Source organism: Gilliamella sp. N-G2 (assembly GCF_002142215.1).
Classification (GTDB): domain Bacteria; phylum Pseudomonadota; class Gammaproteobacteria; order Enterobacterales; family Orbaceae; genus Gilliamella.
The window spans coordinates 59,618-79,613 of sequence record NZ_NAST01000012.1 but is presented as its reverse complement, the minus strand read 5'-3'; the positions used below and the strand labels follow the sequence as shown (position 1 = coordinate 79,613).

Annotated in this window: 21 protein-coding genes; 7 read left to right on the top strand and 14 right to left on the bottom strand. The window is 34.4% G+C overall.

Features of this window, described 5'->3' with window-relative positions:
• Positions 1-11 precede the first annotated feature (11 nt).
• The 3 genes from B6C99_RS07335 (at position 12) to gltP (ending at position 4,782) form a co-directional block, all read left to right on the top strand.
• Complete coding sequence (locus B6C99_RS07335; protein ID WP_086359253.1) at positions 12-590, top strand: SIS domain-containing protein; 579 nt, start codon at positions 12-14, stop codon at positions 588-590.
• 97 nt (positions 591-687) lie between these two features.
• Positions 688-3,381: a DNA topoisomerase (ATP-hydrolyzing) subunit A gene (gene gyrA / locus B6C99_RS07330; RefSeq protein ID WP_086359243.1), complete on the top strand. Its 2,694-nt coding sequence runs from the start codon at positions 688-690 to the stop codon at positions 3,379-3,381.
• Positions 3,382-3,471: 90 nt separating this feature from the next.
• Complete coding sequence (gene gltP / locus B6C99_RS07325; protein ID WP_086359251.1) at positions 3,472-4,782, top strand: glutamate/aspartate:proton symporter GltP; 1,311 nt, start codon at positions 3,472-3,474, stop codon at positions 4,780-4,782.
• Between the two features lie 104 nt (positions 4,783-4,886).
• Here the strand turns inward: gltP and B6C99_RS07320 are convergent, their stop codons facing one another.
• The 7 genes from B6C99_RS07320 to rpmB form a co-directional block, all read right to left on the bottom strand.
• Complete coding sequence (locus tag B6C99_RS07320) at positions 4,887-5,297, bottom strand: VOC family protein (protein WP_158092453.1); 411 nt, start codon at positions 5,295-5,297, stop codon at positions 4,887-4,889.
• A 1-nt stretch (position 5,298) separates the two neighbouring features.
• Positions 5,299-6,600 (bottom strand): L-fucose:H+ symporter permease, encoded by a 1,302-nt coding sequence (gene fucP, locus B6C99_RS07315; protein WP_086359241.1) that lies wholly within the window; start codon positions 6,598-6,600, stop codon positions 5,299-5,301.
• Between the two features lie 40 nt (positions 6,601-6,640).
• Positions 6,641-7,570, bottom strand: a complete 930-nt coding sequence (locus B6C99_RS07310) for a ribokinase (RefSeq protein WP_086359240.1) — start codon at positions 7,568-7,570, stop codon at positions 6,641-6,643.
• Positions 7,571-7,585: 15 nt separating this feature from the next.
• Entirely contained in the window at positions 7,586-8,269 is a 684-nt protein-coding gene (gene alsE / locus B6C99_RS07305; protein ID WP_034884351.1) for a D-allulose 6-phosphate 3-epimerase, read from the bottom strand.
• Positions 8,270-8,327: 58 nt separating this feature from the next.
• Positions 8,328-9,116 (bottom strand): DeoR/GlpR family DNA-binding transcription regulator, encoded by a 789-nt coding sequence (locus tag B6C99_RS07300; protein ID WP_034884350.1) that lies wholly within the window; start codon positions 9,114-9,116, stop codon positions 8,328-8,330.
• A 405-nt stretch (positions 9,117-9,521) separates the two neighbouring features.
• Positions 9,522-9,689 carry a 50S ribosomal protein L33 gene (rpmG, locus tag B6C99_RS07295; protein ID WP_034884348.1) on the bottom strand — a complete coding sequence of 56 codons (168 nt, stop codon included), beginning with the start codon at positions 9,687-9,689 and terminating at the stop codon, positions 9,522-9,524.
• Between the two features lie 15 nt (positions 9,690-9,704).
• A complete protein-coding gene (gene rpmB, locus B6C99_RS07290; protein WP_034884345.1) occupies positions 9,705-9,941 on the bottom strand; it encodes a 50S ribosomal protein L28 in 237 nt (78 codons plus the stop codon).
• Positions 9,942-10,317: 376 nt separating this feature from the next.
• On the opposite strand from rpmB, the gene aroE reads away from it, so the two are divergent.
• The 4 genes from aroE to argA all read left to right on the top strand — a co-directional run bounded on the left by aroE (position 10,318) and on the right by argA (position 13,870).
• Positions 10,318-11,148, top strand: a complete 831-nt coding sequence (gene aroE / locus B6C99_RS07285) for a shikimate dehydrogenase (RefSeq protein WP_086359239.1) — start codon at positions 10,318-10,320, stop codon at positions 11,146-11,148.
• Positions 11,149-11,300: 152 nt separating this feature from the next.
• The gene (locus B6C99_RS07280) at positions 11,301-11,654 is read left to right on the top strand and encodes a DUF1870 family protein (RefSeq protein ID WP_034884341.1); all 354 of its coding nucleotides are present in this window, start codon (positions 11,301-11,303) and stop codon (positions 11,652-11,654) included.
• 205 nt (positions 11,655-11,859) lie between these two features.
• Positions 11,860-12,375 (top strand): shikimate kinase AroL, encoded by a 516-nt coding sequence (gene aroL, locus B6C99_RS07275; protein ID WP_086359238.1) that lies wholly within the window; start codon positions 11,860-11,862, stop codon positions 12,373-12,375.
• A gap of 166 nt (positions 12,376-12,541) precedes the next feature.
• Positions 12,542-13,870, top strand: a complete 1,329-nt coding sequence (gene argA, locus B6C99_RS07270; protein WP_086359237.1) for an amino-acid N-acetyltransferase — start codon at positions 12,542-12,544, stop codon at positions 13,868-13,870.
• 138 nt (positions 13,871-14,008) lie between these two features.
• Here the strand turns inward: argA and B6C99_RS07265 are convergent, their stop codons facing one another.
• From B6C99_RS07265 to mutH, 7 genes are all read right to left on the bottom strand, one after another.
• Positions 14,009-14,980 (bottom strand): sugar-binding transcriptional regulator, encoded by a 972-nt coding sequence (locus B6C99_RS07265; RefSeq protein WP_086359236.1) that lies wholly within the window; start codon positions 14,978-14,980, stop codon positions 14,009-14,011.
• 109 nt (positions 14,981-15,089) lie between these two features.
• Complete coding sequence (locus B6C99_RS07260; RefSeq protein ID WP_086359235.1) at positions 15,090-16,334, bottom strand: zinc-binding dehydrogenase; 1,245 nt, start codon at positions 16,332-16,334, stop codon at positions 15,090-15,092.
• Between the two features lie 175 nt (positions 16,335-16,509).
• Complete coding sequence (locus B6C99_RS07255; protein WP_216819418.1) at positions 16,510-17,331, bottom strand: mannose/fructose/sorbose PTS transporter subunit IID; 822 nt, start codon at positions 17,329-17,331, stop codon at positions 16,510-16,512.
• A gap of 26 nt (positions 17,332-17,357) precedes the next feature.
• Positions 17,358-18,170, bottom strand: coding sequence for a PTS mannose/fructose/sorbose transporter subunit IIC (locus B6C99_RS07250; protein ID WP_086359233.1), 813 nt, complete (start codon positions 18,168-18,170; stop codon positions 17,358-17,360).
• Positions 18,171-18,196: 26 nt separating this feature from the next.
• Positions 18,197-18,688 (bottom strand): mannose/fructose/sorbose PTS transporter subunit IIB, encoded by a 492-nt coding sequence (locus B6C99_RS07245; protein ID WP_086359232.1) that lies wholly within the window; start codon positions 18,686-18,688, stop codon positions 18,197-18,199.
• Positions 18,689-19,108, bottom strand: a complete 420-nt coding sequence (locus B6C99_RS07240; RefSeq protein ID WP_086359231.1) for a PTS sugar transporter subunit IIA — start codon at positions 19,106-19,108, stop codon at positions 18,689-18,691. It lies immediately after the preceding gene.
• Positions 19,109-19,314: 206 nt separating this feature from the next.
• Entirely contained in the window at positions 19,315-19,986 is a 672-nt protein-coding gene (gene mutH, locus B6C99_RS07235; protein WP_086359230.1) for a DNA mismatch repair endonuclease MutH, read from the bottom strand.
• Positions 19,987-19,996 lie beyond the last annotated feature (10 nt).

The window sequence follows — 19,996 nt, the reverse complement described above, 5'->3', positions numbered from 1 at the left end:
AGGTGAAAAACGTGCAAGATTTAATAAAAAATTATTTTACTGAAAGTATTCAAACTCAAATTGTTATGGCAGAATCTCTAGGCTCTTCAATTGAAAAAGCTGCTAATATTATCGTTGGAGGATTACTTAATGGTAATAAAATTATGGGATGTGGTAATGGCTCAGCTGCTGCAAATATACAAAGTTTTACCTCTCGGTTAATTACCAGTCTTGATATTGAAAGACCTAGTATTCCGGCTATTGCATTAGTGTCTGATAATGTATTGTTAAGTGCGATATCTAATCACGAAGAAATTTATGCTAGACAAATTCAAGCTTTAGGTCAACAAGGTGACATCTTAGTTATTTCAACTTGTGAAGGCAATAGTCGTTCGATTATTCGTGCTGTTCAAGAAGCCGTAATTAAAGATATGAAAATTGTTGCCTTAACTGCATTTGATGGTGGAGAAGTGATCGGATTACTTGGGCAAAATGATATTGAAATTAGAATTCCATCTTATAAAAAGGTGATGGCTTATGAAATGCATGCAATGATTTTAAACTGCTTAAGCCAATTAATTGAAAATACATTGTTTATTCATACAGAATAAGTTGAAATAAAAACAGTTTTGTTCTGCATTAATAGCGATTTTTATGCTATAATTATGAACTATTTTAAGATTTAAGTTAATAAGAGAACCAGGTGTTATGACCGAACTAGCCAAAGAAATAACCCCCGTCAATATTGAAGACGAATTAAAATCCTCTTATCTTGATTATGCGATGTCTGTTATTGTTGGGCGAGCTTTACCTGATGTCCGCGACGGACTTAAACCTGTTCATAGACGGGTTTTATTCGCTATGCATGAAGCTGGATACGACTGGAATAAACCTTACCGAAAATCTGCTCGTGTTGTTGGGGACGTAATCGGTAAATATCATCCACATGGTGATTCAGCCGTTTATGATACCATTGTTCGTATGGCACAACCATTTTCATTACGTTATATGCTTGTTGATGGCCAAGGTAACTTTGGTTCTGTCGATGGTGACTCTGCGGCGGCAATGCGTTATACCGAAATTCGTATGCAAAAGTTTGCCGGTGCATTATTAACTGATTTAGATAAAGAAACAGTATATTTTTCACCAAACTACGATGGATCAGAAATGATTCCTGACGTGTTGCCAACTCGCATTCCTAATTTATTAATTAATGGTTCGTCAGGTATTGCTGTTGGTATGGCAACCAACATCCCTCCTCATAATCTAGCAGAAGTTATCAATGGTTGCTTAGCATTTATTGAGGATGAAAATATTTCTGTTGATGGATTAATGGAATATATTCATGGTCCAGATTTTCCTACTGCTGCTTTAATTAATGGCCGTAAAGGTATTGAAAATGCTTATCGAACTGGCCGTGGTATTATTTATATTCGTTCAAAGGCGACGATTGAAGTAGATGATCATAGTGGTCGTGAAACGATCATTGTTAATGAGATCCCTTATCAAGTTAATAAGAAAAAACTGATCGAAAAAATAGCTGAGCTAGTTAAAGACAAAAAAGTTGAAGGTATTTCAGCATTGCGTGATGAATCAGATAAAGATGGTATGCGCATTGTTATTGAAATCAAACGTGATGCAGTTGGCGAAGTCGTTTTAAATAATCTTTTCTCATTAACTCAACTACAGGTTTCTTTCGGGATTAATATGGTTGCCTTACATAAAGGTCAACCGAAACTATTAAACTTACGAGAAATGATTGAAGCGTTTGTTCTTCACCGTCGTGAAGTCGTAACGCGTCGAACTATCTATGAACTTCGCAAAGCTCGTGAACGAGCACATGTGTTAGAAGGTTTAGCGATAGCATTGGCTAATATCGATCCTGTTATTGAATTAATTCGTGCTGCGGCGACTCCTTCTGAAGCGAAAACTAAATTATTATCGCAAGCTTGGCAACTAGGTAATGTTGCGGCAATGCTTGAAAAAGCGGGTAATGATGCCGCTCGTCCTGAAGATTTAGCGCCTGAGTTTGGTATTCGTGATGGCCATTATTATCTTTCTGAATCTCAAGCCCAAGCAATTTTAGATCTTCGATTACATCGTCTAACAGGACTTGAACACGAGAAAATTCTTGATGAATATAAAGAACTATTAGTTCAAATTGCTGGTTTGTTACATATTCTAGCGAGTCCAGAAAGACTAATGGCAGTTATTCGCGAAGAGCTTGAAGCTGTTCGCGATCAATTCCAAGATGCAAGGCGAACTGAAATTACAGCAAGTAGTGCGGATATCAATATTGAAGATCTTATTGCTCAAGAAGATGTTGTAGTTACGCTTTCTCATCAAGGTTATGTAAAATACCAACCGTTATCTGATTATGAAGCTCAGCGTCGGGGCGGTAAGGGTAAATCGGCAACGAAAATTAAAGAAGAAGATTTTGTCGAAAAATTATTGGTTGCAAATACTCATGACACGATTCTTTGTTTCTCAAGTCGTGGCAGATTATATTGGATGAAAGTTTATCAATTACCCGAAGCCAGTCGAGGCTCCCGTGGTCGTCCAATTATTAATTTATTACCATTGGAAGCAGATGAACGTATTACAGCGATTCTACCTGTTCGTGAGTTTGATGATGAGCATTGTGTGTTTATGGCGACAGCTCAAGGTACGGTTAAGAAAACTTCATTAATTGAATTTAGTCGTCCGAGAAGTGGTGGCATTATTGCCATTAACTTACGTGATGATGATGAGTTAATTGGCGTTGATTTAACCAGTAACGAAACAGCAGATATTGTTGATGATGAAGAACTCAATGATGATGCTATTGTTGATGAGCTTGAAGATGGTGATGAAGTCTCACAAATTTCCAATACTGAAGATATTATGCTATTCTCGGCTAATGGTAAAGTTGTACGATTCCCAGCCAATAAAGTCCGTTGTATGGGTAGAACAGCAACAGGTGTTCGAGGTATCAAATTAGAAGGCGATGATAAAGTTGTATCACTTATTGTTCCTCGTGGTAATGGGGCAATTTTAACCGCAACTCAAAATGGTTATGGTAAACGTACTGAACAAGAGTTATATCCAACTAAATCACGAGCAACGAAAGGCGTAATCTCTATTAAAGTGAGTGAGCGAAATGGTGCTGTAGTTGGTGCTGTACAGGTTGAAGAAACCGATCAAATCATGCTGATTACTGATGCCGGAACCTTAGTACGAACTCGAGTATCAGAAGTTAGTGTTGTTGGACGAAACACGCAAGGGGTTACGTTGATTCGAACAGCTGAAAATGAGAAAGTTGTAGGATTACAACGAATTGCTGAAACAGAGGATGATATTGAATCGGAACTATCGCCACAGAGTGAGGATAGTAATGATTCAAACCAAGAATCCGAGCAATAATTTTAATTATAAAAAAGGATTAGCCACACAGACTAATCCTTTTTTATTTTCTAAAACAGTGAAAAGGAATAGAATTACATGTCTTTCTTAATAAAAAAAATCTTAACTAATCTTGCATGGCAAATATTAATTGCCTTGATTTTAGGTGTAGCTGTTGGTGCTTTTCTATATGAACTAGCAGATCCTAATCATGCGTTACATTCATATTACCAATTTTCAATTGTTAATATTTTCCAACCAGCAGGTGATATTTTTATTCGTTTAATTAAGATGATTGTTTTACCAATTATACTTAGTACACTGACATTAGGTATTGCTGGAATAGGTGGATCTAAACGTTTAGGAACATTAGGATTTAAAACCATTCTTTATTTCGAAATCATTACAACAATTGCTATTTTATTAGGCCTTTTATGGGGTAATGTTTTTGCACCGGGTGCTGGTATTGACTCTTCAACTTTAGCTACCACTGATATTAGTAAATATACTAAAGCAGCCGAAGAGTTAAGTGGCAAACCTCACGGTTTGATTGTCATGATCTTAGATATGATTCCAGCAAATATATTTAAAGCAATGACTGATGGCGCAGTTTTACCGGTTATTTTCTTCTGTGTATTTTTTGGTTTAGGTTTAATGTCTTTACCAGATAAACAACGCGAACCATTTGTGTTCTTCTTGAAAGTAGTTTCAGATACTATGTTCAAAGTAACCAATATGATTATGCGTTATGCTCCAATTGGTGTATTTGCATTAATTACCGTAACCGTTGCTAAATATGGCTTTGCTTCTTTACTACCGTTATTAAAATTGATTATAACTGTATATTCTGCAATGATCATTTTTACATTATTGATATTAGGTGCAGTTTGTAAACTATGTAAATTCAATATCTTTACCTTATTAAAAATATTGAAGGAAGAATTAGTGATTGCTTTTTCTACAGCAAGTTCAGAAACAGCATTACCAAAAATTATTGAAAAGATGGAAGCCTATGGCGCACCAAAAGCTATCACAAGCTTTGTTATTCCTACTGGATATTCATTCAATCTTGATGGTTCGACATTATACCAAAGTATCACGGTTATCTTCTTAGCGCAGTTATTTGGTATGGATTTAAGCATCTTAGATCAAATTATCATTGTAATAACATTAATGATTGCTTCAAAAGGAATTGCTGGAGTGCCAGGCGCTTCAATTTTAGTATTATCAGCAACACTTGGTAGTGTTGGTATTCCACTTGAAGGTATCGGTTATATTATGGGTGTTGAACGAATTTTAGATATGGGTAGAACAGTTGTTAATGTTGTTGGTAACGCATTAGCGGCAATTGTTATTGCGCGTTGGGAACATGTCTTTGATGATAAAAAGGCAAGAGCCTATGAACAACAATATTTAAAATAATTCTACGGTTATCTTGTCTTAGCGTATTTTTTCAAATAAAAAACTACCGGTATTTACCGGTAGTTTTTTATTGATAATTCTCTCATTATTTATAGCGATAATGATTAAAAATATCTTGTCATATCAAATTCAACTCGCTCACCATCAGGACCACTAATAAGAAAGAAGCTTACTTCACAATACTCTCTTTTCTCATAAACCGGCCCTTCATTAATTTCGTAACCGAGTGCTTTTATTTTATTGAGCATTTTGTCAATATCATTTACTTCCAGTGCAAAATGCTCAATACCATTGCGAGATTGAGATAAACTATTATCAATAGAATCTGGTAATTGATAAAGTTCTAAAGTAAGTTTTGGCGAAGTTAAAAACGCTACATGTACTTCGCCATTTTCGCCTTTTTTTGCAAATTTTTCTCTAACACTAAATCCTAAAGTTTGATAGAAAGCTGACGATTTATCAATATCACTAACTTTTAAACCTAAATGAGCAATACCTGTAATTAAATTATTCATATTAAATACCTTTTCTTGAACAATAGTAACCATAAAATGCGACGTAGATAAAACAGCATAATGGGGCGATAAATGCGATTTGCATGTTTCCTTGATTAACATCAGAAATAATCCCCATAATGAGAGGAATAATGGCACCACCAATAATTGACATGACGACAATAGAACCGGCAGTTTGCGTATCTTTACCCATTCCTTTAATGGTTAATCCGAAATTAGTTGGCCATCCAGGCGCCATACAAAAACTAATAGTAGTTAATGTTGCGATAGCGATGATACCCGAGCTCATTATTGCGATTGCTAATAAGAACACCGCTAGCAGAGCAAATATACTTAATAGTTTAGCTGGAGTTATTTTTTTCATTAAAAATGTAGATACCACTTTGCCTAATGCATAGAAAAGTAGCGAGATTAGTAACCAATAAGTCGCATTATGTTCTGACGTGCCGGTTTCCACTTGTTGGACGAAACGAATAGTAAAACTCCAGACGCCGACTTGCGCACCCACATATAAAAACTGAGAAATGATACCTAAAGTAAAACGAGGAATAGCAAAAAGTCGTTTTAAAGAATGAATTAAATTTTCATTTTCTAGGTTTTCTATCGAACTAGCTTTACATGCAGGAAATTTGACAAAAATAAATAGCAACGCAATTAAAACTAATATTGAACCGATAATTAAATAGGGGGTAACTACCTGTCCAACCATTTGATGTCTTGCTTCATCTGCCGCTTCTGGTGTCATTTGCAACAATTCAGCATGGCTAGGATCATTTTTTCCAAATACTAATTGTTGCCCAATTAGGACACCTAAGATAACACCTACTGAATTAAAAATTTGTGAGAAATTAATGCGCTGTGTTGAGGTTTCTATTGGTCCTAATAAACTTGAATAGGTATTACAAGATGACTCAAGAAATGACAAACCACAAGCGATAATGCCTAAACAACCAAGAAATGCATAATAGGTCATTGAGGAGGCGGCTGGAATAAATAGAAAACAGCCAGTCGCATATAACATTAAACCAATCACAATCGCTAATTTATATGAGAATTTTTTTATTATCGCGGCTGCTGGTAAGGCGATAAAAAAGTATCCTAAAAAGAATACTGATTGTACTAAAGCGGTTTGGGTATCAGTAAGATCAAACCCTTTTTTAAACTGTGCAATTAGAATATCATTTAAATTAACCGCCATTCCCCAGAGTGCAAATAAACAACAAACTAGAATAAATTTTGCCCATGGTGTTTTGGTTAAATAACTACTACTATCTAAAGTAGATGATTTATTTGTCGTATTCATAATAAAACCTTAATATTCAAAAATAATTAGTCATAATTTATTAATTACCACTAAGTTTGTGCATACGTTCAATTGCCTGTTGGTAGGTCGTCATACAGGCTGCACCAATGTATTCGACACTCACTGCTGCAAAAGCAGAGCTAAATAACGCAGCTTGTTTGATATCTTGTCCATTAGCAATTTGAGCGGCTAGGGCGCCGTTGAAAGCATCTCCAGCACCAGTGGTATCAACAGGATTTGCTGGAAAACAAGGGATCCAAGTTTTAGTTGCCTGATCAGAAAGTAACGAACCTTTTGCTCCCATCGTGATGATGATTTTTTTAACACCTTTTTGATGTAGATAATCGGCAGCACGCTTAGCACTTTCCCTATCGGTAATTTTTTGCCCAGTAAGAAGATAAGTTTCTGTTTCATTTGGGGTTAACAAGTCAACTTTTGATAATAATTCATCACTTACCGGTTGAAATGGTGCTGGATTTAAAATAGTAAATGCGTTGTTATTTTTGGCGATATTAATAACTTGCTCAATTGCAGCAATGTTGTTTTCAAGTTGCACTAATACCACATCAGCACACTTTATTGCAGGTTCACATTTTTTAATTTCCTCTTCAGTTACAATCATATTGGTACCTGGATCGACAGAAATCATATTTTCAGCACTTTCTCCTGCAACATAAATTAATGCATTACCGGTAGCTCGTTCATTTGAAGTTAATATGGTTACCGCATTAAACCCGACCTCTTTAAGATGACGACGAGCAAAATAACCAAAATCATCTTCGCCAATTTTCCCTATATAATGTACGTTTGCTCCTGCTTTCAATGCTGCTGTTGCTTGATTAGCCCCTTTTCCTCCTGCTGAAATCTTACTTGATTTAGCGACGAGTGATTCACCAGGCATAGGAAAACGATCTAAAAATGCTGTTATATCAAGATTAAAAGATCCGAAAACACAAACTTTTCCTTTCATTTAATTGTCCTTTTACTATTTGATAGTTTGGATAGCGTTATTGATATCAACCGTCATTTTTTTCCATGCCTCATCTAAAGAGAGATTTTTTTTAAATAGCCCTGAGCTTCCCATAATCAATACTTCAGCTCCAGATGAGAGCAGTTGATAATAAGTATTGGCATTACAAGAACCGTCAACCTCAATGAGAAATTTGTAACTATTACGTTTTTTTAATTCAGCAAGTTTTTTTATTTTTTGTAGCATTTCAGGAATAAATGGTTGTCCAGCATAACCTGGATCCACGGTCATTATGGTGATCTTATCAAGTAGATGACTATATTCTGATATGTACTCAATAGGTGTTGCCGGATTGATGACAACGCCTGCTTTTTTATTTAATTGGTGAATATGATTAATCACTCTAAACGCATTAGTATTAATTGTTTCAGCATGAGGGCAAATAAAATCGGCACCTGCATTTGCCATTTGATCAATAAAATCCGTAGGGTGTTCTACCATCAAATGGACATCGATTGGTATGGATGTGTGAGGTTTTATTTGTTCAATGAAAAAAGCTGAAAGTGTGATATTTTTAACAAAATGGCCATCCATGATATCAACATGCAGAAAGTCGGCATGTTGATTAAAAAATGTTAATTGCTCTTTTATATTAATTAAATCCATACACATCAGTGATGGGGAAATTTTATACTGCATAATTATTCTCCTTATTACTAGAATCATCATTTTTATCTAGTTAAGAAGAGATATTTAATTAAGCTAATACCACCTCAACACTGTGCCAATCCATCTCTTTTTGTAGTAGTTTATCGATAGTTTTATCGGTAATGAGTACATCAATATCGCCTAAGTTACATATTTTGGCGAAGGCGTTTTGATTAAATTTGGTTGAATCCGCTAATACAATGACTTTTCTTGCTGTTAAAATCATCTGTTTCTTCAAATGAGCATGATATTCATTGTTGTCGCTTAAACCATTATCAAAATCTAAGCCATCGCAAGAAATAAATAAGGTATCTATAGTAAATTCTGCCAACATTTTTTCGGTTAATGAGCCAACCATATCTTCATTTTTGGCAAAATAGGCGCCACCTAAAACAAAAATTTGAATTTGGCTTTTGGCTGCTAATGTTTGAACAACATTTATTGAATGAGTGATGACTGTCATATCAACATTTGGTAGCTGTCGAGCTAAAAACCAGCAAGAAGAACTACTGTCTAAAGCGATACGATCTGCATTATTTACAAATTGTAGTGCTTTTCGAGCGATGCGGGTTTTTACCTCTGTATTAACTAAAATTCGTTGGCGGAAAGAGCGATTATTACTCAATATGGAAGGCACTATAGGTTCACTAGAGAGAGTAGATGCGAGAACTGCACCACCATGGCTGCGACGAATCAAGTCCTTTTCCTCTAAAGATCTTAAATCTCTACGTAGTGTTTCTTTAGATACGGAACAGAGTTTTGCCATATCATTTACTGTCAAACTAGTGTGTTGACTGAGTAATTGAATGATCATTTGTTGCCGTTCTAGTATTAACATATTATCTCCTTAACTGCCTTGTCATTTTAACTTTGTAAAAATTACTATTTTGTGTATAGAATCTGTTTTGTTATCTGTTTTGTTTCGTTAATAATAAAATGTGATAAAGGGCACATTTACCATATTAAATAGTGCAATATTTGCTTAAATTTATCCTTATTATCACCTGAAACAAAAACAATCGGTCAAAATCGGTGGGTAAAATCATTTCTGATTTTGACCGAATTTGACCGAAACTTTTGCGATCAATTAATAGTAATCTATTTTGAAGTGGAGTGTTGATGAGCTTGAAATATTTTTAGTCAGTAGATGATTAAAGTACTTTTTTATATGGACGGTAGGAGATAATTTATTATAACGATAAAAAAACCCAGCCTAAGCTGGGTTTTTTATTTATAAGTAAAATTATTTAATTTTAGCTTCTTTATAAACAACATGCTGACGAACAACGGGATCATATTTTTTGATCTCCATTTTTTCAGGCATGGTTCTTTTGTTTTTGCTAGTGGTATAAAAATGACCGGTACCAGCAGAAGAAACTAATCTAATTTTTTCACGTACACCTTTAGCCATGATATGGTTTCCTTATTAGTACTTTTCACCACGGGCACGAAGTTCAGCTAAAACTGCATCAATACCCTTTTTATCGATAGTACGCATACCTTTAGCTGATACACGTAATTTTACAAAACGTTTTTCACTCTCAATCCAAAAACGGTGAGTTTGAAGGTTTGGTAGAAAACGACGTTTAGTAGCATTCATCGCATGAGAACGATTATTTCCTACTAAAGGACCTTTTCCTGTTACTTGGCATACTCGTGACATGTCAATAATTCTCCGAAATTTCTATGCTTAAGCCTTGGGCGTAATATGTTAATGGAATTAACCTCGTCAGGCTTTTAGTTTGCTGCAGTTCTATTTGAGAAGCAGTCTAACCTCTCACACTACACCCATAATAATGAGGTAGCGAAGTATACGCTTTTAATGGCAATTTCTCAAGCATTATATTAAGTAAGCTTGAAAATAAGTTTTTAATTGAAAAAAGATTAATAAACCTATATTGGTTATTATGGCGAAATAATTATCGCATAATATGGATTGTTTTTGTTCAATATATAATGATTTAATCTTATAATAATAATTTATTAATAGTATAGATTTTATCTATTAGCCTTAATTTTCTTACTTTCAAGGAGATAGTATGAGTCAGTTTACGCCATATAGCATCTATGGCATTATCGGTTATCCTTTGGGGCATAGTATGAGCCCACTTATTCATACAACATCATTTCAAGATTATGGTATTCCTGCTGTACTTGTGCCTTTTCCAACACCTCCTGAAGAGATTGAAACACTTTTTAAGTCAGTACGATTACTCAATATTCGTGGTTTATGCGTTACCATTCCACACAAACAAGCCATTATTCCTTATTTAGATGAAGTCAGCGAGCATGTTAAAAAAGCTGGTGCTGCCAATTTAGTTTATTGGGATGGTGATAAACTTTGTGGTGATAACACTGATATTATTGGTTTTATGCAACCATTAATGCAAAAGAAAGTACCCGCTGAATATAAAAAAGTATTAATACTAGGTGCGGGTGGCGCAGCTCGCGCGGCAGTTGTTGGTTTACATGATCTTGGATATAGCGATATAACGGTTACCGATATTGTCACTGATTTACCAGAAGCATTAGCGAAAGAATTTAATCTTAAAACGGTAGCTTGGGAAGATAGAGATAAAGTTGAAGCACAAATTATCGTTAACTCAACACCATTAGGTATGCAAGGTAAATTTGAAGAGCAAACGCCTTATGAACAAGCGTGGTTCAAAGGTAAAGGTATCGCTTATGATATTGTGTATACCCCATATAACACGAAATTTAGACAAGAAGCTGAAAAAGCCGGTTGGGAGTCGATTTCTGGACGAGAGATGTTTATTGGTCAAGCAAATGCTCAATTTAAAATTTGGACAGGAAAAGATCTTTCCGATAGAGCAAAACAAGCAGTGATTGATGCTTTAGCTGGAAAATAAAAGTTAAAAACATCCATCTTATTAAATTGAGGTGGATGTGTAGTTAATCTTCATCCTAAAAATTTATTAAATCTACAAAAAAGCAGTAAGAGTGAAAGGTAGTAAGTGTGATTGGTAAATTTAAAATGTGATTGAAAAGGAGTATTTAATTTATGACTAATTTAGAATTACAAGCATTTCGCCGTTTTCTAATGCTAAAAGTTTCAGAAGCAAGTGAGTATATTGGTAAAACCGATGTGGAAACATGGCGCAATTGGGAAAACGATACTTTACCTATTCCTGAAAATGTAGCCACAGCGATGAAAGAACTAAAAAATCTACGTAGTGAAAAAATACAATTGATTATCAATAGCATTAATGACCGTGTTGGTAGCAACACTATTCGTTATTTCATGACATATCAAGAGTTTAAAAAGGTTAATCCTGAACTTGATGTGATCCAATGGCGATTACATCAATCTATTGCTACAGAGCTTTACTTTCGAGGTTTAGAGAAGTTGTGTTGATTTTTAGACACAATGCTAAATTATCTTTAAATAATGTTGTGTAAATTGTAACAATATATTTACAGTGTTGCTTATTATTATTCTATTTTAAATCATATGGATAGCATGTAATTAAATCATTCTGTAAAAAAATATTGCAAAAATAAAAATGAATCACTAGCATAGGTAACTTAGATTTAGAGCGGTATATCAAGAAGGACCCAAAATGAAGAAAACAATTTTTTTAGTTGGCGCAAGAGCAGCTGGCAAAACAACCATGGGTAAAATGTTAGCCAATAAGTTATCATTTTCTTTTATTGATACAGATTGTCATTTACTTGAAACTACGCAAAGAACGGTTGCTGAAATTGTTGAAAAAGAGGGGTGGCAAGGTTTTCGTGCTAGAGAGAGCCAAGTCCTTATTGATACAGCTAAGCCGAATCGCGTGATTGCAACTGGTGGTGGTATGGTGTTAGCCGAACAAAATCGACAGTTTATGAAACAAAATGGCATTGTTATTTTTCTATCTGCTCCGGCGGCAACCTTAGCTGCTCGTTTGATGAAAGATCCTAATGTCGCACAACGACCATCATTAACCGGTTTATCCATTTCAGATGAGATGGAAAAAGTGCTTGCTGAGCGTTTACCATTATATCATGATGCTGCGCACCATATTGTCGATGTTGATCAGGACGAAAATATAATTCTCAATCAGATGATTGAAAAACTGCAAAGTCACTAAATCAACTTCGTTCATTTTCTGCCATCAATTATTCATTAAACTATCTCTATAAATTAGTTTTATCTATTTTTTCCTTTTTGAATTTTTAAAAAGTACTTGCCATTAGATAAAAAATAAATAAAAATACAAAAATTGTGAATAAATATTCATATTGGATGGTAGTGCGATGAAAGAAAGAACAACTGAACTTGTTGACGGTTTAAGGCATTCAGTCCCTTATATTAATGCCCATCAAGGAAAAACCTTCGTTATTTTATTAACCGGCGCCGTGTTAAAAAGTAATAATTATGCAAGTATCATTAGCGACATTGGTTTATTACATAGTTTAGGTATTAAATTGGTGATTGTTAATGGTGCACGTAACCAAATAGATGAGTCGTTAAAAAACCATAATATCCAACCAAAATATCATAAAAATACCCGGATAACTGATGCTTCAACGCTAGAGATTGTTAAACAAATAACTGGATTATTACAACTTAATATTACCGCTAGCTTATCAATGAGCTTAAATAATACGCCATTGCAAGGTGCCCATATTAATGTGGTCAGTGGTAACTTTGTTATAGCGCAACCATTAGGTGTTGACGATGGTGTCGATTATTGTCATACCGGAAAAATTCGACGAATTAATAACGAAGCGATCGATGAGCAGTTAGACCGTGGCTCGATTGTATTATTAGGTCCAGTAGGTGTGTCGGTGACTGGCGAAAGCTTTAACTTATCATCAGAAGATGTTGCGGCCGAAGTTGCCATTCGTCTTAAAGCTGATAAATTAATAAGTTTTTGTGCTGAACAAGGGGTACTTGATGAACAAAAGCATGTAATTACTGACCTGTTTCCAGTTGATGCTGATAATTATGTTAATCATAAAGAACAAACCGGTCAATATCTATCTAGTGAGGCTCGTTTTTTGCGTGCAGCATCTAAAGCATGTCGTAATGGGGTTCGTCGTAGCCATTTGGTCAGCTATTTAGTGGATGGATCTATTTTACAAGAACTATTTTCGCGCGACGGTATTGGTACCCAAGTTGCCATGGAACATTCTGAACAAATTCGCTTGGCAACAATAAATGATATTGGAGGAATTTTAGAGCTGATTCGACCACTTGAAGAACAGGGTATTTTAGTAAAACGCTCAAGAGAACAGTTAGAAATAGAAATCGATAAATTTACTATTATTGAACGTGATAATATGACCATTGGTTGTGCGGCACTCTATCCTTATCCAGAAGAAAAGATGGGCGAAATGGCCTGTTTAGCCATTCATCCACAATATCGTAACTCATCACGCGGTGATTTATTGTTAGACAAAATTGCGGAACGAGCCAATAATTTAGGATTAGAAAAAATCTTTGTGCTCACTACTCGTAGTATCCATTGGTTCCGTGAAAAAGGTTTTAATCCAGCTGAAGTAGATGATCTACCGATTAAAAAGAAACAACTTTATAATTATCAAAGAAATTCAAAAATTTTAATGTTTGATTTGATATAAAAAACTATCACCAAGAAAAAGTCCGTATTGAAACGGACTTTTTTATTTTGATTAAAGAAAAATATGATTATAGTTTATTGAAGTTTATTTGTAAAAATAATCGAGTGTGGGCTAAAACATTAAATTTATTCATGGAAATTAGTTAACTAACTGATCAGCCATTTCGTCACTAATGACTAATATATCAATATAATTTGCATTTAAGGCAGCAATCAAACTATTAAGTTTTTCAGGATCACCACTAGCACATATTTTTAGAGGAATTTTTTTTAGGTTTTCTAATGTTATGCCAATAATTTGATCATGTAATGGAGTATGTAATTCCTTACCATTTTTATCATAAAATCGCGATAAAATATCGCCAACAATTTTTTTGTTGGTAATTTTTTGAAAAAGTTCACCATAAAAACCATACCAAATTGAGTTTTTTGATATCGCTGGGCAGCCAATACTAAATAAAGCAATCGTAATTTTATCCCACCAATCATAGAGTTCTTTCATATGTTGAGTTTTTTCAATTTCGTTTTTTAAATTGACGGTATCAACAATAGCTGGATAGTCAATTGATATCGCTTTACTTTTAAGTTTATCAGAAAGTTTATAAGCAATATTATTGACATGGTATTTAGTTTCGATCTTGCCGGAAGGTCCACCAATCATTGGCACGATGGTAACGTTTTTAAATATAACATTATCATTTTTCAAGCTATTAACAATATAGTTGATAGATCGCCCCCAAGACACACCGATTACATCATTATCAGTAATATTTTTGAGTAGAACATTTGAAGCTACATTACAAACAATTTGATTTTTACTTTCATTGTCTATATTAAGATTTACTGGCACAACAATCACTTGTTTTAAATTATATTTGTTACAAATTTTTTCCTCTAACGCGATATCTGGTAACAGATTATAATTAATCGAAATTGAAACAATGCCTAGCTCTCGGATTGTTTTTAACATTCGACTAATGCTTGATCGATGTATATTAACGATTTTTGCTATTTCCGATTGTGTTTTATTTTCTTCATAATACAGTTGGGCAATTTTTATTAACATCTTATGTTGTTCAAGCTCATCGTTGCTAAAATTTTGATTAATCATAGTAGCGTTATCTTATTATCTTTAGTTAGTAAAAAAACTCCGTATTTTTATTCACATCAAGAAGTCATTTATTTATGACAACTTGAAGTGAATAGAGTATACCAAAAAATCAAGAATCAATATCGGGAAAATAAGTTAAAACATAATCCTCGGCCTCTTTTGACCAAATACCATGATTTTTAGATAGTATTGTTTGTAAAGTAACATCATCCGTATTTTCATTTATCGATTTTAAACTTTTAAGATCGAATTTTTTGTGCGTATAAACTAGTTTCTTTCCACCTTTAATTTGATCCTGGATTTGAGTGACTTTACTCGCTTGATCGATTCCCATAATATGCGATACGATTTTTGCCACATCGACTGATCGTGATTCAATGAGTTTTACTGCTTCACGCATATCATTGGTATTGCCGCCCGAAGTACCAACAATATGGGTAAAGTTATAATGGACATCATAGAAATTAATTTCGGCTGAAAAGTTCTTATCTTGTGGACCGGCAAAAAAGTTAAGGCAACCGTCAATCGCCAATAATTGCGAGGCAAGTTGAATCAACTCTTTAGAAGGTAAGAAAACAAAAACATCATCAAAACTTCCAGTGGTGGATTTATCTTTTAATAATGAGGCTTGATCATCGATATTGGAAATATCTACAAATTCTAATTCAATACCATTACGAGATTGGTAAAGGGTTTTTAGATGTGCTATTTTTTCCTTGCTGCGACCAGTTACAACAACTTTTTTTGGCGCGATAGGACCACCTAATGCATAATCTATAGCCAACATTCCCATAGGACCGGTACCACCTAAAATAATCAGATTACCATTGGGTTTTATACCCATGATGTGTTCATAACTATTTGGTTTTAGATGAAAGTTAGCATTGAATGCACCAATGATACACGATAATGGTTCAATTAACGCGCCTTCAAAATAAGTTTGTCCATCATAAGGAATCAAACAGTCTTGCTTCAGTACATCATGATTAATTATCATGTAAGTTGCACAACCACCTGTATAAGGATAGGAATAACCCACGCAGTATGGACTATCGGCAAGTTGCAAATTAGCTTGAACGACATATTTTTGACCCGGTTTAAATTTATGTTGCCATTTTTTCCCAACTTTTATAATTTCACCGCAACATTCATGCCCAATAATAATCGGGTTATTTTTTAAATACGGTGGTGTTTTTTTATGATTTTCACCTTGATTAACTAATTTTAATGAAGACATACACATACTATCAACAATGACGGTTACTAGAATTTCATCATCAGTAATTTCTGGAAGTTGAAATGACTCTAATCGCAAATCATTTTTTCCATACAATCTAACTGCTTGAGTTCTCATATATTCCTCTTATTTTTCAATTTGATTAAATTGCTTAAATTTGTTTAGTGGAAAGGTTCAAAGCGTGTTTGTTTTTTAGCAATCAAATCACTATTACTAACGTATTAGGTAACTCTGAACCCTTTTATTAATTTTGGACGATTAATTATTTTCTTTCTTTTTTCTCTCCCTAATGTTAGGCAAGAATACCTAAACCATAGCCAATAATACCCACCGCAAATAAGATAAAGATTAATATTATTGGACTTATTTTTTTCCTTAACAAATTCATCATTAAAAGTGTTAATGCTAGAGGTAGTAGGCCTGGCACAAGATCGTTAAAGATGCCTTGTACTGTCATAGTGACTTCTTCACCATTGATTCCGACAGTTTGTGACACAATTAGTGGGACATTTATTGAGGTCCATTTGGTGACCAATACGCCCATGATAAATAGGCCTAAAATTGTTGCACCTTCAGTTAATTTTGGCAGAATATTGCCTGAAAGATCTTTAACGATACCAATCCCTTTAGATAATCCATAAGTTAATCCATACCATTTCATTGCCAATCGAATTAAGTTAAATAAGACAAAAAACAATAATGGACCAGCGATATTTCCACTTAGTGCTAATGATGCACCCAGCGCCGCCGTTATTGGCCGTAACGTTCCCCAAACTAATGGATCACCTACTCCAGCTAAAGGACCCATTAAACCAACTTTTAAACTGTTAATTGTGCCATCAGAGATATCAGCGCCATTCGCTCTAGCTTCTTCCATTGCCATGGTGACGCCTATAACAGGTCCACACATTGCCGGAGTTGTATTAAAGAATGTTAGATGTCTTTTTAACGCTTCGCGTTGCTCCTCTTTTGTTTTGTATACTCGTTTGATTGTAGGAATCATGTCAACACAAAAGGCTAGGGCATGAATTCGTTCATAATTAAAAGATGCTTGTTGAAAATTAGATCGAATAAACGTGCTAACAATATCTTTCTTTTGAATGGTATTTAACATTTCTTTCATAATAAAATCCTTATTTATTAATCGTCTAACTCATCATCAGCAATGATTGAATTATTATTTGCCACAATATTTTTTTCATTATTTTTAGTTGTGTTAAATTTAGAATTTAATTGGACATAAATAATGGCAAAAATAACGCCTAAAATACCGAATGACAGTAAGCTAAAGTTTAGATAACCACCAAGAACAAAGCCTAAGTAGAAGAAAGGTGCAAGGTATTTAACCATCATCATGTTTAATACCATTGCATAACCTACGACAACAATAAATCCACCAGCAACGGTAAGTCCTCCAGTAACAATATCTGGCAACATGCTTAATAAGGTATTAACTGTATTTGCATCAACATAAATGGCGACTAGCGTTGCGGGTATTGCTACTCGTAACGCTTGTACAAACAGTGCACTGTAATGTAAAAGTTCTATTTTTTTGAATTGAACTTTCTCAGCAGCATTATCAGCTTCATGTTGGAAGACCACAGTGATAGTTCTAGCAAATACAGTTAAAACTTGTCCTGCAGCGGCAACGGGTAGGGCGATTGCGATTCCGGTTTGAATATCTTGTTTACCAACCACGACTAAAATTGTCGATATGACACTAGCTAGTGCTGAATCAGGTGATTGGGCCGCGCCAATATTCATCCAACCTAATGCTATCAATTCAAGCGTACCACCTAGAATAATACCTGTTTTTATATCGCCCAATATTAAGCCTATTACCGTACAGGCGATTAGTGGGCGGTGAGTTTGAAATTCATCAAGTACACTTCCCATACCGGCTATACATGAAAAGATGAAAATTAATACAATTTGAAATAATGAAATCTCCATTTTTGCCTCCTTTTTATTCCTATTAATTAATAGGGAAATTCTTGTTCAAGTAGTTTGATAAAATCGACGTTAGGATCGGTAATTACAACTTTTAAACAAAGTTCAACTCCCATTTGGTGCATTTTTCTAAATGCTGTTACGTCGTTTTCATCTACTGAAACGGCTTTAGTAATCTGCTTTTTTCCAGTTTTAAAGGACATACCACCAATATTGATACTTTTAATTGGCACACCTTGTTCTATTAGTCGCATCACATCGGTTGGATTAGTAAACAGATAAAATACGGTATCGTTTTCATATTTTGGGTTTTTATAAACCGCTGCTGCTTTTTCAATACTCACAACGGAAACTTTAATTCCAGGAGGGGCAGCTTGTTTAACTAAAGTTGAACGGATTTCGTCGTTAGCAACATCATCGCTAACCACAATTATTCTTTCCGCTTTTGCTTCTTTGGTCCAAACTGTCGTGACTTGACCATGGATTAAACGGTCATCAATACGAACTAGATTTATAATCATTTAAAACTCCTCTTCTTCAGCGATGTCTTTAGATATTTTTTTGAAAGATTTGATGAAATCTGATTTGATGTCGTTAAGTTGTTCAAAAGTTTCTTCAAAGCTAATTGAAGAGTAATCAAGATGTAATAACGCTAAGCAAAGGGGTAAAGATAAGCCACTAATGACTTCAATATTTCCTAATTGCATTGCTAACATTGCCGCTGCGTTATAAGGGCTGCCGGAAAAAATATCAGTGATAATAATGAATGGTTGCTCAGTTGATTGATTTATAATATTTAGATATTTGTCTTTTAGAGTCTCGATACCATCACCTAATTGAAAAGTGATAGCGTATACGTTTGGGTATTCGCCAGCTATCATTTCAATGCTATTTTTCATTTCTACGGCAATGTTTCCATGACCAGCTAATATAAAGTTCATATAATACCTCTTTCACAAATTCTCTTATTGCTTCACAAATGTTTAAAATAAATTTATATTCACAAATACTCAAAGTAAATCACCAATGTGAAAAAATGTGACATAGATTTGATTATTCTTGCAAAATAAAAGAAAAGGTTTTTTTTTAACGAAAAAAGGAGTATTTTGTAAGGCTAAAAAAATTAAGGTGTGATGGTTATTTATTCTTAATTAAAATTGGAATTTTGTAGAATCTGTAATGTAAATGACTTTTTAAGGTAAAATCCCCTTGGACGAGTTAAAATAATCTCACCATTTTCACCAATCGCTTCAGTTAATGCTTTTCCATTGGCTGCTTTAGGTCGGATTTGTAAATACGTACCATAGCGTGCTGTAATCTTTTCAACTTGACCAAGCGCAATCATATCCATCAATTCTTGCCAATCTTGTCTAAGTTGTTGTTCTTGTTTAAAAGTTGGTGTCCACAGTATGGGGTGTCCAACCTTTCTTTCGGCTAAAGGAATACTTCTTTCCCCTTCAATTGGGATCCAAAGCACTTTGCTGAGTTTGTATTTAACATGACTGGTTTCCCAAATTACACCATGATTTTCCATTAAGGGAATAACACTAACAAAGGTTGTTTCTAATGGTTTACCTCGTTTATTGATTGGAATAGTTTTTAATTCGATACCTAAATCGGCAAAATCGCGCTCTGCTTTGCTACCTGCATTCGCACCTAGATAAGTTTCAATAAGATTGCCTACCCAGCCTTTTTGTTTGTTAAGGTTAGCAGGAATAGGAATATTGACAAATTGAGCTATCTCAGCAAAGTTATAACCAGCAGCTAATTTGGCACGATTTAACAAATCTTGTTCATTAGAAGGATAGAAGTTCGGCATGTTCTTTTAA